Here is a 15,230-nt window from a genome sequence, read left to right as displayed (position 1 = left end):
GCCCCTCCGGCTCACAGGTAGTGGTAGCCTTCGTCCATTGCCAGGTAGGCGACCTGCTCCCCGACATGGAACGTCTCGGCGTCGGCCGAGGTCTCCTCCTGCAGCAGCACCCGCATGCCCGAGGGGCTCCAGGAGGCCAGCCGCATGTCGGCGGGATCGCCGCCGTTCATCGTCTGCATGTCGGCGAACAGCGCCGGCTGACCCGAGAACGAGCCGCCGAAGCTGATGTCGCGCCCGGCGTCGGTCACCCCGTAGGCGCGGTCGGCCACGATGCCGCCGGCGACGCTCCCGCCGGCCTCGATGGCGATCCAGTCCACCTGCTCGGCCACGTGAAGCCCGTCCGCCGACTCCTGCTCCTGCAGGCGCACCGAGAAGCCGTCCCGGTCCACCCCGGAGACCCGCGCCGTGGTCAGCTGCGCGCCGCGGGCGGAGGCGAGCTGCGCGAACACCAGCGGCGCGTCGTCGAAGGCGCCGCCGAAGCTCGTGTGCGTGGCCTCGTGCGTCGACTGGCCGGAGCCCGCCACCACCTTGCGCCCGTCGGCCAGCGTGTGCTCGCCCGCGCTCATCGCCATCCAGCTCACCCACTCGTCGGCATGGGCGCCGTCGAGGTAGTTCCACTCCGCCACGCGGAACTCGAAGCCGGTGTCGCTGACGTTGCGCACCTGGGTCAGGGCGGCCTCGATGCCGTTGGCCGTCAGCCCCCCCATCATCACCACCGCGTCCGCGATCGGCGCGTCGAAGCTGACCGTGTGCCAGACGTCGCGGCTGGGGGTCGAGACCATCGTCCGCCCCACCTGGAACGCCTGCCAGTCCTCCAGCAGCGAGATCTCGCTCAGCCCCTTCAGCGCCCCGTTGGCCACCGCCATCGCCGAGTAGCCTTCCTCGGCGTGCTGGGTCTCCTCGTCGAAGCTCTGCTCCTCCTCGATCGCGAAGCTGGCCGTGGCGCCGGAATGGTCGGTCACCCGCGTCGTGACGGGGTCGGAGCCGCGCACGGTGCGGGACTCGTAGAACAGCGCCGCGTTCCCGCCCAGGCCCTCGCCGCTGTAGTCGATGCTCGCGGCGCCGCCCGAGGTCGTGCCCGTGGTCACCAGCATCCCCGGGACCGAGGCGAGGCCGTCGCCCTCGTCCATGGCGATCCAGTTGATCGTCTCTTGCTGATGATAGCCGTCGGCGCTTTCCTGCTCCTGCACGCGCAGCTTGAACTCGCCCGCCGTGATCGCGCTGACGTGGGAGACGACCGACTGCGCGCCGTTGCTCGACGCGACGGTCGAGAACACGGCCGGCGCGGCGTCGAAGCCGCCCAGCTTCACCACCCCGGGGTCCGAGCCGATCTCGGAGGAGCCCGCCCGCACCGTGCGCCCGTCGGCCAGCGTGTGCGTGCCCGCGGCCATCGCCATCCAGCTCACCGTCGTGGGGGCGTGGACGCCGTCCTGGTAGTCCCACTCCTCGATCTGGAACTGGAAGCCCGTCGCGGTGACGTTGCGCACCCGCGCCCAGGCCGGATCGCCCTCGTCGCCGCTCGGCGGGCCCATCACCACCACCGCGTTCTCGATGCGCTGGTCGAAGGTCACCGTGTGCCAGACCGAGCCGCTGGTCTGCTCCACGCTCAGCGTGCCCACCTGGCCGATGGTCGGCAGCTCGGCATAGGTCGCGGTCGAGACGGTGACGTCGTCGAACTTCAGCTGCTCGACATCCATCCACACCCGGTCCACGTCGTCGGGACCCGCGACCTGCACCCAGCCCGCGCCGCCGGTGATCTTGTAGTCGGCGAAGTTCCCGCGGAAGGTCGCCACGTCCGCGTCGCCCTCGCCGCCGTGGATCACGTCGTTGCCGAAGCGCCCGTCGCCGACGTCGTTCCCCTCGCCGCCGCGGATCACGTCGTTGCCCGCGCCGCCGCGCAGCACGTCGTCGCCGCCCAGGCCGTCGATCACGTCGTCGCCGCCCAGCGCGTCGATGGTGTTGGCGCCCTCGGTGCCGACCAGGATGTCGTCGCCGGCATGGCCGCGCGCCTTCGTCTCGGCGTCGCCGGAGCGGTAGACCTTCACGATCTGCTCCAGGCCCACGTACTCGGCATGGGTCTCCAGCCCGTCCAGCCAGTGGACGGTCACCTCGTCCGCCTGCCGGTCCTGGCCCATGCCGAAGTGCAGCAGCGGATCGTCCGACCCGTGCTGGGTCAGGCCGCCGTCGACCACCCGCATCTGCGTGCCCAGCGCCGAGGTCACGTAGACGAACGAGCCCAGCAGCGCGGCGTCGCCCTGGCCCGAGGCCACGTCGAACTTCAGCCAGCCGTTGCCGTTGCCCGAGCTGGTGTTCTCGAAATACTCGTAGCCGCCGTCGATGTTGAACCCGTCGGGCTCGCGCCCGTTGGAGATGAACACGTCCAGCCAGCCGTCGCGGTCGAGGTCGATGGTCGAGGCCGACCACGCCAGGCCCTTGCCCGTGCTCGGCGCCGCCGCGCCGCCGCGGATCTGGGTGAAGTTGCCGTGCCCGTCGTTCTCGAACAGCACGTTCTCGAAGTTGTGCGCCGGCCCCGCGACCAGGGCGAAGACGTCCACGTCGCCGTCGTTGTCGAAGTCCCCGGCCGAGCCGGCGATGATCGGCAGGTCGGCGCCGATGTCGGTGGTCGTGCGCCCGCCGTTGCCGTTCGACAGCGTCAGCAGCGTGTCGGGCTGGGTCAGCACGTCGTATTTCTCGGCCGGCATCACGTCGATCGGCTGCTCCGAGGTGACGATGCCCCGGAACGAGGGGTAGACCGTGCCGGTCAGCCCGTTCAGCTCGATCGTCCACACGCCCGTGTCCGCGTCGCGCCACACGCCGATGGTGCCCTTGGTGGCCGTGTCGATGCCCGAGGGACGGCCGTAGACGTCGGGATCGTCGGGATCGAACAGCTGCCCGCCGTAGACGCCGACGTTGTTGCCCGCGCCGTAGATGACCTGCTGCCCCCAGCCGTACATCGCCAGCGTGAAGGGCGAGTCCGTCTCGAAGGTGATCAGCTGGTCGGGGGTGGCCGGGCCGATGTCGCGGTCGAACAGCTTGAAGCGGAACGAGTGCTCGTCGATGACGACCAGCTCCTGCGCCTGACCCGGCGCGATGATCAGCGCGTCCGAGATCTGGTCGTTGTTGAAGTCCTGGACGATGACCTCGGAGGTCGCGCTGCCCGGGTTGGCGACGAACTTCTGCGTGTAGGTCCCGTCGCCGTCGTCCAGGAAGATGCGCGTCTTCTTGCGGAACTCCGAGGCGATGAAGTCCACGTCCCGGTCGCCGTCGAAGTCGCCGTAGAACAGGGCGAAGACGTCGTCCATGTTGTAGCCGAGGAACGTCTCGTTCGAGGCGAAGTCCCCCGTCGCGTCATCCTGCATCAGGAACGTCGCGGAATAGTTCCCGTCCCCCCGCTCGCGCGCGCCGAAGAACACGTCGACGTCCCCGTCGCGGTCGAAGTCGAAGGGCGTGGGCGTGCGCCCGGAGGCGTAGGGATACTCCAGCCCCAGCCCGTCGGCCTGCTTGACCAGCTGGCCGTCGACCAGCTCGTAGAGGAAGTTCGACGACGTCTCGGGGTTGGTGGCGTTGCCGCCCGCGCCGCCCACCGTCTCCAGCATCTCGCGCTGGCCGTCGCCGTCGTAGTCGGCCCAGATCGCGATGTGCTGGTCGTAGTGCTGGTACAGCTCCTGCGTCGTCCAGGTGCCCATGCCCGTCGACAGCATGAACGCATCCGGCTGCGCGTCATGGTGGTTGAGGTAGATGTCGAGCCACCCGTCCCCGTTGACGTCGAAGAAGCTGACGCCATAGGTCTGAGTGATGTTGATGTACGTCGGGAAGTACACGCTCGTTTTGTTGACGAAGCTCGTCATGAGTGCCCCCAGTTTGGACGCCGCAATCGTCTGAGCGCAGGAGACTGCGGCTCTGCGCTGAACCGCATCTTGAGGCGGTCGATCGACGATTTTGCTTAACTTTCAACCCAATCCTATCTTTCGACCTTACGAATCGTCAACAATCGCAGGCCGCCGTCGCGGCGCCCGACCCGCGCCATGTTGTCTCGACGCAGCCGGAAACGCCCCCCTCCGCGGCCTGTCCGGCCGGGGGGTCGTCGCAGGACGGGACGGGCCTCCGCCCGATGGAAGCCGCGCGCCTTGCGCCTCAGGCGGCGTCGCGCGCGGGCGGCCGGGGGGCGGCGGCCAGCAGCTCGGCGGTGTAGGCGTCGGCCGGGGCGGTCATCACCCGCTCGGTCGGGCCCTGCTCGACGATCTCGCCGCCCTTCATCACCACCACGTGATCGCACAGCAGGCGCACCACGTGCAGGTCGTGGCTGACGAACAGGTAGCTCATCCCCAGCCGCGCCCGCAGGTCCGCCAGCAGGTTCAGCACCACCGCCTGGATCGAGACGTCCAGCGCCGCCGTCGGCTCGTCCAGCACCAGGAAGTCGGGGTCCACCGCGATCGCCCGCGCGATCCCCACCCGCGCCTTCTGGCCGCCCGACAGCTGGTGGGGGAACCGGTCCAGCAGCGGCCGGGGCAGGCCCACCAGGTCGGCCAGCTCCTCGACCCGCGCCGCCCGCGCCTTCGCGGGCAGGTCCGTCATCGCGCGCAACGGCTCGGCGATGGTCTGGCGGGAGGTGTGGCGCGGGTTCAGGCTGTCGGTGGCGTCCTGGAACACCATCTGGATCTTCGCGCGCAGCGGATCGCGCGCGAAGCCCGCCGCCGGCCGCTTCGCCAGGTCCTCCCCCCGGAACAGGATCCGGCCGGAGGTCGGGTCCAGCAGCCGCACCACCATCGAGGAGGTGGTGGACTTCCCGCATCCGCTCTCGCCCACCAGCCCCACCGACTGGCCCGCCTTCACGTCGAAGCTCACGCCCTTCACCGCGTGCACCGGCCCCGACTTGCCCGCATAGGTCTTCGCCAGGTCGCGCACCGACAGCAGCGTCTCCTCCGAGACGGTCCTCGCAGGTTCCGGCGTGCGCGCCTCCGCCGGCAGCAGCTCGCGGATCGAGGCGCCCTCGCGCGGCGTCGCGTCCACCAGCTTGCGGGTGTAGGGATGCGCGGGCCGCGCGAACAGGCGCGCGGGATCGCCCGCCTCGACCACAGCGCCGTCCTTCATCACCACGATCCGGTCGCAGTACTGCGCGGCGAGGCCGAGGTCGTGGGTGATCAGGATGGCGCTCATCGACCGCGCCCGGATCAGCTCCGTGACCAGTTCCATCACCGCCTTCTGGGTGGTGATGTCGAGGCCCGTGGTCGGCTCGTCCATGATCAGCAGCCGCGGGTCGCAGGCCAGCGCGATGGCGCAGACGATCCGCTGGCACATGCCCCCCGACAGCTCGAACGGATAGGCGTCGTAGCGCGCGGCGGCGTCGTTGATCCTGACCGCCTCCATCGCCTCGATGGCCTTCGCCCTGGCGTTCTGCGCGTCCGCCCGCGCGTGGCGGCGCAGCACGTCCTCGATCTGATGGCCGACCTTGCGGATCGGGTTCAGCGCCGCCCGCGGGTTCTGGAAGATCATCGAAATCTCGCGCCCCCGCAGCCCCTGCATCTCCCGCTCGTCCGCCCGGCGCAGGTCGACGCCCGAATAGACCGCCTCGCCCGCCTTGATCCGCCCGCCCGCGTCGAGGATGCGCATCAGCGCGTAGGAGGTGACGGACTTGCCCGAGCCGCTCTCCCCCACGATGCCCAGCACCTCGCCCTCGGCCACCTCGAAGCTCACGCCCCGCACCGCCTCGACCTCGCCCCGCCGGGTGCGGAAGGAGACCGCCAGGTCCTTGATCGACAGCATCAGGTTCTCCCCCCTCACGTCCGCCGGCGCGGATCGACCATGTCGCGCAGCCCGTCGCCCAGCAGGTTGAAGGTGAACACCGCGAACATCAGGCAAAGCCCCGGGAAGATCGCCAGCCACCACTCGCCCGAGACGATGAAGTTCGCCCCCTCGGCCACCATGATCCCCCACTCCGCCGTCGGGGGCCGCACGCCCAGCCCGATGAAGCTCAGCCCGGCCGCGTTCAGGATCGCCCAGCCCAGGTTCAGCGATACCTGCACCATCATCGGGGGCAGGGCGTTGGGGAAGATGTGCATCGCCAGCACCCGCACGTCGGTGTTGCCCGCCAGCTTGGCGGCCAGGGCGAAGCCCGCCTCGCGGCGGATGTTCACCTCGGCCCGCACCAGGCGGGCGTAGAAGGGGATGTTGATGATCGCGGTGGCGTAGACGATGTTCTCGATCGTGTTGCCCAGCGCCGCCACGATCCCCATCGCCAGCACGAACAGCGGGAAGGCCATGATCGTGTCGAGCACCCGGCTCAGCCCCACGTCCAGCCACCCGCCCCAGTAGCCCGCCGCCGCCCCCAGCGCCGAGCCGATCACGAAGCTCAGCAGCACCGCGGCGACCGAGATCGTCAGGTCCAGCCGCGTCGCGACGATGGCGCGGGAGAAGACGTCGCGCCCCAGGTTGTCCGTCCCGAACCAGTGCGCGGCCGAGGGCGGCTGCAGCGCCGACGCGGCGTCGGTCGCCAGCGGATCGTAAGGAACCAGCGAGGGGCCCAGGATCGCCGCCAGCATCAGCACCGCGAACATCGCGAAGGCCAGCAGCGTCACGGGGTTGTCGCGCAGCACGTAGACCACGTGGTCCAGCGTCCCCTTGCGCCGCGGGGCGGGCCGGGCGTCGGGCTCGGAGGCCGCCTCGGCCTTGATCTCGGACATCGCGGTCATCGGGCGTCGAATCCTATGCGCGGATCGATCATCGAGTAGGCGAGGTCGATCACCAGGTTGAGGACGACGAACAGCATCGCCATGCACAGCACGAACCCCTGCACCGCCGCGTAGTCCGAGGCGACCAGCGCCTCGACCGCGTAGGAGCCGATGCCCGGCCAGGCGAACACCTTCTCGACCAGCACGTTCGCGCCCAGCGTGAAGCTGAACACCATGCCCAGCGTGGTCACCACGGGCAGCAGCGCATTGCGGAACGCGTAGCCGAACAGCACCTTGCGGGAGGTCAGCCCCGCCGCCCGCGCGGTGCGGATGTAGTCCGAGCTGAGCGCCGACAGCATCGCCGCCCGCGTCATCCGCGCGATCGGGGCCAGCGTGAACAGCGCCAGCGTCGCCGCCGGCAGCACCAGCTGGCGCAGGGCCGCGAACCAGGTCTCCCAATCCCCGATCAGCAAGGCGTCGATCAGCAGGAACCCGGTCACGCTGGGCGGCTCGAGATACATGAAGTCCAGCCGGCCCAGCGGCGAGGGGGCCCAGCCGGTCAGGTAATAGAAGACGTAGATCAGGGCCACGCCGGTGAAGAAGGTCGGCAGGCTCACCCCCGCCGTCACCAGCAGCCGGCAGGCGTGGTCCACCCAGCTTCCCGGCCTTGTGGCGGCCAGCACCCCCAGCGGCACCGCGATGCCGCAGCTCACCAGCAGCGCCACCAGCGTCAGCTCCAGCGAGGCCGGCAGCCGCCGCGCCAGCTCGTCGGCCACCGGCTGCCCGGTGGAGAGCGACTGGCCCAGGTCCCCCTGGGCCAGCTGCACCACGTAGAGCCCGAACTGCTCGGGCATCGAGCGATCCAGCCCCAGCTTGGCCCGCGTCTCCTCGATCGAGGCCGCATCCGCCGCGTCGCCCGCGAAATAGGCCGCCGGGTCGCCCGGCAGGGCGCGGGTCAGCAGGAAGCTGACCAGCACGACGCCGAAGATCACCGGCAGCGCCTGCAGGAGGCGCGCGCTCACCGCTCGCAGGCGCCGGGGCATCGCCTCAGGCCTTCGCCAGCTTGCGGGCGTCGAGCTCGCGATGGAACCAGTACTCGTAGCCCGTGGCCCCGTTCATCGCGACCGAAAGCGCGGGCTGCCACAGCGGGATGCGGGGCAGGTCCTCGTAGGCGATCTCGATCATCCGCTTGATCTTGGGCGCGTAGTCGGGGTGCTCCACGGGCAGGTGCAGCGTCTCGTCGACCAGCGTCTCGATCTCCTCGTTGCGGTAATTCGAGGCGTTGAACAGGTGCCCGTCGAGATAGGCCCAGAAGAAGTAGTAGCAGGGATAGTTCAGCCAGCCGCCGAAGGTCTCCAGCGCCAGCGGCAGCCGCTTCTCGACCAGGCTCGCCGTGCGCCAGTTCGCGCCCGGGATCTTGTCGATTTCGGTCTTGATGCCGAGCTTGGCCAGGTTCTCCTGGATCAGCAGGGCCGCGGGCTCCATCCAGTCGGACTGGCCCAGGTCGATCGAGAACGGCACCTCGAACCCGCCGGCGAAGCCCGATTTCTCGAGATGCGCCTTGGCCTTGTCCATGTCGAACGCATAGGGGCTCGGCTGCGGCCACGTGATGTCGTCGACCGTCGGCGTGCCGCCCCACATCGGCACCCCGCGCCCGTAGGCGGCGGTCTTGAAGATCTCCTCGTAGGGGATCGCGTAGGCCACCGCCTTGCGCACGTCGGGGTCGGTGAAGGGCTCGAAGTTGGTGTTGAGCGTGACGCAGTAGATCGCGTTCTCGATGGGGGTCGAATAGACCTCGACCTTGCCGTCCAGCTCCGAGGCGTCCTTGTTGGGGATGTTCCACGACATCTGCACGTCGCCGCGCTCGATCAGCGCGCGGCGGGTGGCCTGGCTGGGCACCTCGCGCAGCACCACGCGCTGGGCGCCGGGCAGGGGGCCGCCGGTCCACTTGTCGTTGCGCTCGTAGACCAGCTGCTGGCCCGGATCCCAGCGCACCACCTTGTAGGCGCCCGAGCCGATGGTGTTCTTGTGCACGTACTCCATCGCCCAGGGGTCGGCCTCGGTGACGTGCGCCTTGGCGATCTTCGCGTTCAGCACGAAGGGCACCGGCACCGCGAGGTCGGGCAGCGACAGCTTCGAGGGCTTGTCGAGCTTCACCACGAAGGTCTTCTCGTCGACGGCCTCGAACTGGTCCGGCCGCTCCAGCCCGCCGGCCTTCATCTGCACCGTGGGGAAGCCGCCGACGCTGACCGCCCGGTCGAAGGACCACTTCACGTCCTCGGCGGTGACGGGCGAGCCGTCCTGGAAAACCGCCTCGTCCTTCAGCGTGAAGGTGATCGTCTTGCCGTCCTCGGAGATCGTCCAGCTCTCGGCCAGCTCGGGCACGATCTGCGAGTAGTCGTAGGACAGCGAGCCGTCGGGCATCGTCTTGGTGCCGAAGCTGACCAGCCGGTCATAGCAGTTGACCGCGACCTGGTAGCTGGGCCGGTTGGTGCCGGTGCGGTGCAGGTCCAGGCTGTTGATGGTCTGGCCCATCACCACGACCACCGTGTCGTTCCCGGCCGCCTGCGCGGGCAGGAACTTCAGGAAGGGCAGCGCCGCGGCGCCCAGGGCGACGGTTCCGCCGCCCTTCAGAAATCCCCGTCGGCTCGTGTCCAGGCCCATGTCGCTCTCCTTGTCGGTCCCGCTGGATTCGCGGCGTTCTGGCGCGCCGCAGGTCTGCCGAAAGCGTGCGCGCGCGGAGTGATCGCATCCATTGCTATTTTCGCAGAGATCCGCTTCGGTAAATGCAGCGGTCGAAGGTGGGCCGAGGAAAGCGAGTGGGAGCGCAGGCGGATGGATGACTGGCGATGGGCGCTCTATGCCGGCCTCGGCCTGGCGATCGGCGTCGCCGGCTACCGGCGCAGCCGCCGCGCCGCCGAGGCGCCGGCCCGCCTGACCGCCGGCGAGCAGGAGGCGCTGGGGCCGATGCGCGTGCAGGTCCTGGGGCTGTTCTGCGCAGCGTTCTTCGGCCTGGGCGGGCTGCTCGCGCTGGCGATGGGCAAGGATCCCTGGATCGCCGCCGGCTCGATCCTCTTCGCCTTCGGCGGCGTCTGGATCTGGGGCGAGGTGGGCCGCCTCGAGCTGGTCTGGGACGCGCGCGGGTTGCTGCGTCGCTCGGCCCTGCGGGGCGAGCGGCGCTTCTCCTGGGACGAGCTGGAGGCGGTGCGCGTCGGCAACCTGCTCTGGGGCGGGGACCGGCTGTTCTTTCGCGGCGGACGCGGTGTGAGCGTGCCGAACAGCCTGACGAACCACACGGCCCTGTTCTCCCACGCCCGCGCCGTGCTCGAAGCCCGCGAGGCCGCCTGATGCGCCATCTCCAGACCCTGCGCCTGATCGAGGCGGTGGCCCGCGCCGGCTCGATCCGCAAGGCGGCCGAGGACATGGCGATCACCTCCTCGGCGCTCAACCGGCGCATCACCGGCTTCGAGGACGAGTTCGGCTACCCGATCTTCGAGCGGCTCCCCCGCGGCGTGCGCCTGAACCCCGCGGGCGAGCTGCTGATCCAGCATATCCGCTCGCAAGTCTCTGATCTGGAACGGGTTCGGGGGCAGGTGGCGGACCTCTCGGGCGAGCGCCGCGGCCATGTCTCCATCGCCTGCTCCCAGGCCCTGCAGCCCTACTTCCTGCCCGAGCAGATCTCCGCCTACCGGCGCGAGCATCCGGGCGTCAGCTTCTCGGTGCATGTGCGCGACCGCGCCTCGGCCGAGGAGGATCTCTCGGCCTTCCGCTCCGACCTCGCGCTGGTGGTCGAGCCGGTCTATCTCGCTGAGTTCGAAGTGCTTTTCGCACTCCAGCAGCCGATCCACGCGGTCATGGCCGCCGACCACCCCCTCGCCTCGCGGCGGGAGCTTCGCCTGCGCGACTGCCTGGCCGGGCCGCACGTGGTTCCGACCGCGCCCTACGGCGTGCGCCACCTGCTCGAGGTCTCTGTGCGCGGCCGCTCGATGCGGCTAAGTCCGTCTCTGGAGGCGGATTCCTTCGAGTTCATGCGCCACTACGTGCTGCATGAAGGGGCCGTCGGCTTCCAGATCCCGGTGGGGCTGAAGGACGGGCCGGAGGTCGTCTCCCGCCCCGTCTCGGTGCGCGACGTGCCGCCCGCCCACCTGCTGCTGGGCCAGATGCGCGGGCGCACGCTGCCCGTGGCGCCGGCGCGCTTCGCCCATCAGCTCCAGGCGACGCTGGCCGCGATGGCGGAGGTCGACGCCGGGCGCAGCCGCCCGGCGACGTCCTGATCCGACAGGGAAATTCCGCGCCTCAGGCGCCGGCGATGGTCAACGTGGCCGAGGGCAGGCCCTCGATCTCGGTGGTGCAGACGTCGCCGGGCACCAGCGCCCCCACGCCCGCCGGCGTGCCGGTGTAGATCAGGTCCCCCGGCGCGATCTCCATCGAGCGGCTGAGGAACGAGATCACCTCGGCCACGTTCCAGATCATGTCGGCGAGCTGCGCCTCCTGCTTCGTCTCGCCGTTGACGCTCAGCCGGATGAAGCCCGAGGGCCGGCCCATCTCGGCCGCCGCGACCAGCGGCCCGCACAGGGCCGAGCGGTCGAAGCCCTTGGCGAAATCCCACGGCCGGCGCATGTCCTTGGCCTGGTTCTGCAGGTCGCGGCGCGTCAGGTCGTTGCCGGCGGCGTAGCCCCAGACGTGGCCCAGCGCATCGTCCTCAGAGACGTCGAAGCCGGCCTTGCCGATCGCCACCACCAGCTCCCCCTCGAAATGCAGGTCCTGGGTCTGGGGCGGGTAGGGCACGGTCGCGCCGTCGTCGACCACCGCGTCGGCGGGCTTGGTGAAGAAGAACGGCGGCTCGCGGTCGGGGTCGTTGCCGAACTCCCGCGCGTGGGCGGCGTAATTGCGCCCCACGCAGAAGATGCGCCGCACCGGAAAGCGGGCGGAGGCGCCGGCGACCGCCACGGTCGGCGTCGGCGGGGCGGGAATGACGAGCTCGGACATGGGGGCTCCCGGAGATGGTCGTCGGCACGCGCGGGCGGAAATCGCCGCGCGAAGGGCGACAGAGGCCGCCCTCTCGCGATAGCCTGCCAGCCGCGTCAGGGGAAGGAGAGATCGCGTGGCGAGCGCCCCGCCCATGGAACCCGAGGAGATCCTCCGCGCCGCGGTCGAGGATCCGGGCGAAGGCACGCTGGGCGACCTCGCCCAGGCGGCCGAGCGCGTGCAGGGCGTGCTGGAGAAGCTCGACCCCGAGGAGTTGCGCCGCAGCTACGACACGCTCGTCCGCATCGTCGGCCCCGGCCCGAAGGAGGAGGACGCCGACGCCGCCGAGCGCCCCCTATACGCCCTCGCCTCGCTGCTCGACCGGATGAGCCGCCCCTTCCGCGACCGCCCAGGGGTCAAGTCGAGCGAAGCCGAGGACCCCGCCGCATCGAAGGCCGCCTTCACGGAGACGTCGGACCCGTCCTCGGAGGACGCGTCCGACAAGTTCGACCCCTCCGAAGACCCCCGCGTCGCGCTGCTGGCCTCCGCCGCCGGTCGCGCCGTGCCGCTGGGCGCGCTGATCGAGGCCCATGTCGGCGATCCCCCGCTGCCGCTCTTCGGCATGGCGCTCGCGAACACCCTGTCCCGGGCCGGCGAGATGGCGGCGGCGGCGACCGTCCCCGACCCGCAGGGAGGCGAGGCGCCCCTTCGCCTGCTGACCCCCGCGGCGCTGCTCGCGGCCCTGATCGCCTTCGCCCAGGACATCGAGCTCCACGGCGAGGATCACGACGCGGCCTACCTCGCCGGCTATCTCTCCGATGTCCTGCCCGAGCCGCCCGAGCCCGCCTTCGCCTCCACCGACGCGGACGGCCCCCCGCTGCTCGCGCCCGAACTGCTCGACGTGCTCGCCGCCGCCGCCGCCTTGCAGGCAAGCGCCGGGCGGGGGGCGGAGCCGATCGCCCTCGCCGCGACCCTCGCCGCGCTGGTCGCCACGCCCGCGGGCCGGCAGGCCTGGATCGACCTCGGCCTGCTGGGCGACGAGCCCGCCCGCGCCTTCGAGAGCCTGCGCGCGATGGTCGAGGAGATGGGCGGCCGCGACCTCCCCTCCGCCGACCGCCGCCGCTGGAGCGCCGCGCTGGACGAGGCCTGGGGCGAGGGCGATCCCCTGCAGGGCCTGAACCTGCGCCGGCCCGTGCGGCTGGTCTTCCCCGACTACGCCGCCGACGACGTCGCCCGCCGGCGCGGCGCGGATCGCTCGATGCTCGACGCCGACCGGCTGGGGGTGGCCGCCGACGCAAGGGCGCTCGCCGACCTGATCTGCCTGAAAGCCGCGCGTCCGCCCCTCGCCATCGGGCTTTTCGGCCCCTGGGGCTCGGGCAAGTCCACCTTCATGCGCATGATCGAGGAGGCGGCCGAGGCCGACCGCGCCGCCGCCGCCGCCATGCGGGCCGAGGGCGTCTCGCCCCCGTTCGTCGAGAGCGTAGCGCATGTGTGGTTCAACGCCTGGCACTACCTCGACGCCAATCTCTGGGCCTCGCTGGTCAGCCACATCTTCCGGGAGCTGCACCGCCTCTCGCGCGGCGCCTCGCCCGAGGAGGCGCGGCGCATGGACTACCTGGTCGAGAAGCTCGCCTCCGCCGCCCAGGCCGAGACGGCGGCGCGCGAAGGGGTGCGGGCCGCCGACGCCTCGGTGAAGAAGGCGCGGCGCCGGGTGGCCGCCGCCGACCGCCTGCGCGCCTGCCTGCGCCGCAAGCTCGCCCAGGCCGCGCCCCGCGCGCTGGACGATCTGCTGGAGGCGAAGACGCGCGAAGGCCTCGACGCGCTGCAGGCCGCCGGCCTCGCCGCCCCCCTGCACAGCGTCGAGCAGCTCCAGGACCTGCGGCGGGAGCTCTCGGGCCTCGGCGGGCGGCTGCGGCTGGCGGGCGGCGCGCTGCTGAAGGGCGGCTGGCGCAGCGTCGGCTGGCTGGTCCTCGCCGCCGGCGCGCTGCTGGTCCTGGGCGGGGCGGGGGCCTGGCTGAACGCGGAGGCGGGCGGACGCCTGCTGCCCGCGTGGCTCGCCGGGTTCCTCGCCGACGGGATGGCCTGGCTGGGCGCCGCCGGCGCGCTCGCCGCCGTCGTCGTCCCCCACCTCCGGCGCGCCAACGCCGCCCTCGACGCCCTCGCCGCCGCCGAGGAGGAGGCCCGCGCGGCGCTGGCCCGCGCCGAGGCGGGGCGGCGACGGCTGGAGGCGGATCTCGCCCGGCTGGAGGCCGAGCGCCTGCGCGCCCAGGACGACCTCGACGCCCGCCGGCGCGAGCGGGAGCGGCTGGAGGCCATGCGCCGCGGCGAGGAGCCCGCCGAGATGCTCGCCCAGTTCATCGAGGAGCGCGCCCGCGCCGAGGGCTACCGCAAGCACCTCGGGCTGCTCTCCCAGATCCGCTCGGACTTCGAGCTGATGGCCGACCTGCTCGCCCCCCGCAATCCGAAGCAGCGCGAGGACGCCGCCGCCCGCATCGGCGCCGCCCCCGAGCGGCTGCCGCAGATCGAGCGCATCGTCCTCTACATCGACGATCTCGACCGCTGCCGGGACGAGCAGGTGGTCGAGGTGCTGGAGGCGATCCACCTGCTGCTGGCCTTCGATCTGTTCGTGGTGGTGGTGGGCGTGGACGCGCGCTGGGTCGAGGGGGCGCTGTCGCGCTTCTACGAGAAGCAGCTCGCCGCCGGCTCCGCGCCCGACGGCCGCCCCAGCGTGGCCGACTACCTCGAGAAGATCTTCCAGATCCCCTTCCGCCTGCGCCCGATGGCGCTGGGCGAGGGCGGCGGCTATTCCCGCCTCGTCGCCGAGCTCGTCGGCCCGGTGCAGGAGCGTCCCGGCGACCCCGCCGCGCCGGGTCGCGACACGGAGCCGGGCCGCCCAGACGACGCCGCCGACGGACGCGCCGATCCGGGCGACGCCACCTCCGAAGGCGCCGCGCCCGCGCTGCCTCTGGTCGACCTCTCCGCCGTCTGGCCGCGCGAGGAGACGCCCGAGCAGGTGCTGGAGCGCGTCACCCTCACCCGCGCCGAGCTCGACGCCATCGAGGCGCTGGGCCCCCTCGTCGGCCGCTCCCCGCGGACGGCGAAACGGTTCGTGAACCTCTACCGGCTGCTGCGGTCGCGGCGACGGGGGGAGGATCTCGAGGCGTTTCTGTCGCCGTCGGACGGCTCGGCGCCTCCATTCCTCGCGACCCTGTTCTGGCTTTCCCTGGAGACGGGGCTGGACGCGCGTCAAACGGCATTGCTCGGGGACGTTCTGCAGGGCGACTACACCTGGTCATGGAGCGGGCTGGCGAGCGATCTCTCCGGCCCGGACCACAGGCCCGGCGACGGCGCGGGCCTGCCCGATGGGGAACGCCCGGAGTTCGATCGCCGTCGGGCCTTCTGGGACTCCATCGAAGATCCCGAGCAACGCCGCATCCTGGCCGACGGCTTCTCGGCGATGGACGGCGTCGATCCGGATGCGCGCGCGGTGATCGTCGTCGAGGCCTCGCGCTATTCGTTCCATTTCGGCCGCGCGGTCTGAGCGCCCTCTCCTCTCCCTGACCGCCCCCTGCCTCCACGCCGCACCCCCGCTCG

General features: G+C 71.4%; 9 protein-coding genes. 3 read left to right on the top strand and 6 right to left on the bottom strand.

Annotated elements, in window-relative coordinates; genetic code table 11:
• Positions 1-11: 11 nt before the first annotated feature.
• The 5 genes from P2H44_RS20835 to P2H44_RS20815 all read right to left on the bottom strand — a co-directional run bounded on the left by P2H44_RS20835 (position 12) and on the right by P2H44_RS20815 (position 9,332).
• A complete protein-coding gene (locus P2H44_RS20835; RefSeq protein ID WP_275766731.1) occupies positions 12-3,821 on the bottom strand; it encodes an FG-GAP-like repeat-containing protein in 3,810 nt (1,269 codons plus the stop codon).
• Positions 3,822-4,134: 313 nt separating this feature from the next.
• A complete protein-coding gene (locus P2H44_RS20830) occupies positions 4,135-5,763 on the bottom strand; it encodes a dipeptide ABC transporter ATP-binding protein (protein ID WP_275766730.1) in 1,629 nt (542 codons plus the stop codon).
• Between the two features lie 14 nt (positions 5,764-5,777).
• The gene (locus tag P2H44_RS20825; RefSeq protein ID WP_275766728.1) at positions 5,778-6,689 is read right to left on the bottom strand and encodes an ABC transporter permease; all 912 of its coding nucleotides are present in this window, start codon (positions 6,687-6,689) and stop codon (positions 5,778-5,780) included.
• Positions 6,686-7,690: an ABC transporter permease gene (locus P2H44_RS20820; protein WP_275766726.1), complete on the bottom strand. Its 1,005-nt coding sequence runs from the start codon at positions 7,688-7,690 to the stop codon at positions 6,686-6,688. Before P2H44_RS20820 ends, P2H44_RS20825 begins: the two co-directional genes overlap by 4 nt.
• A gap of 25 nt (positions 7,691-7,715) precedes the next feature.
• On the bottom strand, positions 7,716-9,332 hold the full coding sequence (locus P2H44_RS20815) for an ABC transporter substrate-binding protein (protein ID WP_275766725.1): 1,617 nt from the start codon (positions 9,330-9,332) through the stop codon (positions 7,716-7,718).
• A gap of 171 nt (positions 9,333-9,503) precedes the next feature.
• Between P2H44_RS20815 and P2H44_RS20810 the strand changes: the two genes are divergently transcribed.
• Positions 9,504-10,016 carry a hypothetical protein gene (locus tag P2H44_RS20810; RefSeq protein WP_275766723.1) on the top strand — a complete coding sequence of 171 codons (513 nt, stop codon included), beginning with the start codon at positions 9,504-9,506 and terminating at the stop codon, positions 10,014-10,016.
• Positions 10,016-10,942 carry a LysR family transcriptional regulator gene (locus tag P2H44_RS20805; protein ID WP_275766721.1) on the top strand — a complete coding sequence of 309 codons (927 nt, stop codon included), beginning with the start codon at positions 10,016-10,018 and terminating at the stop codon, positions 10,940-10,942. Before P2H44_RS20810 ends, P2H44_RS20805 begins: the two co-directional genes overlap by 1 nt.
• Positions 10,943-10,964: 22 nt before the next feature.
• Here P2H44_RS20805 and P2H44_RS20800 read toward each other — a convergent pair whose 3' ends face one another.
• Positions 10,965-11,657, bottom strand: a complete 693-nt coding sequence (locus tag P2H44_RS20800) for a fumarylacetoacetate hydrolase family protein (protein WP_275766718.1) — start codon at positions 11,655-11,657, stop codon at positions 10,965-10,967.
• A gap of 115 nt (positions 11,658-11,772) precedes the next feature.
• Here P2H44_RS20800 and P2H44_RS20795 point away from each other — a divergent pair, with 115 nt between their 5' ends.
• Positions 11,773-15,177, top strand: coding sequence for a P-loop NTPase fold protein (locus P2H44_RS20795; RefSeq protein ID WP_275766715.1), 3,405 nt, complete (start codon positions 11,773-11,775; stop codon positions 15,175-15,177).
• The last annotated feature ends 53 nt before the right edge of the window (positions 15,178-15,230 follow it).

Source organism: Albimonas marina, from assembly GCF_029223255.1.
In the GTDB taxonomy this organism is placed as follows: Bacteria; Pseudomonadota; Alphaproteobacteria; order Rhodobacterales; family Rhodobacteraceae; genus Albimonas.
Note: the sequence above shows the minus strand (reverse complement) of the source record. Positions and strands in the feature narration are given on the sequence as shown.

What these genes read in the sequence shown, in the direction of transcription:
- P2H44_RS20830 (WP_275766730.1), bottom strand. Translation starts at nt 5,763, where the DNA reads ATGCTGTCGATCAAGGACCTGGCGGTCTCCTTCCGCACCCGGCGGGGC.
- P2H44_RS20825 (WP_275766728.1), bottom strand. Translation starts at nt 6,689, where the DNA reads ATGACCGCGATGTCCGAGATCAAGGCCGAGGCGGCCTCCGAGCCCGAC.
- P2H44_RS20800 (WP_275766718.1), bottom strand. Translation starts at nt 11,657, where the DNA reads ATGTCCGAGCTCGTCATTCCCGCCCCGCCGACGCCGACCGTGGCGGTC.
- P2H44_RS20810 (WP_275766723.1), top strand. Translation starts at nt 9,504, where the DNA reads ATGGATGACTGGCGATGGGCGCTCTATGCCGGCCTCGGCCTGGCGATC.
- P2H44_RS20815 (WP_275766725.1), bottom strand. Translation starts at nt 9,332, where the DNA reads ATGGGCCTGGACACGAGCCGACGGGGATTTCTGAAGGGCGGCGGAACC.
- P2H44_RS20805 (WP_275766721.1), top strand. Translation starts at nt 10,016, where the DNA reads ATGCGCCATCTCCAGACCCTGCGCCTGATCGAGGCGGTGGCCCGCGCC.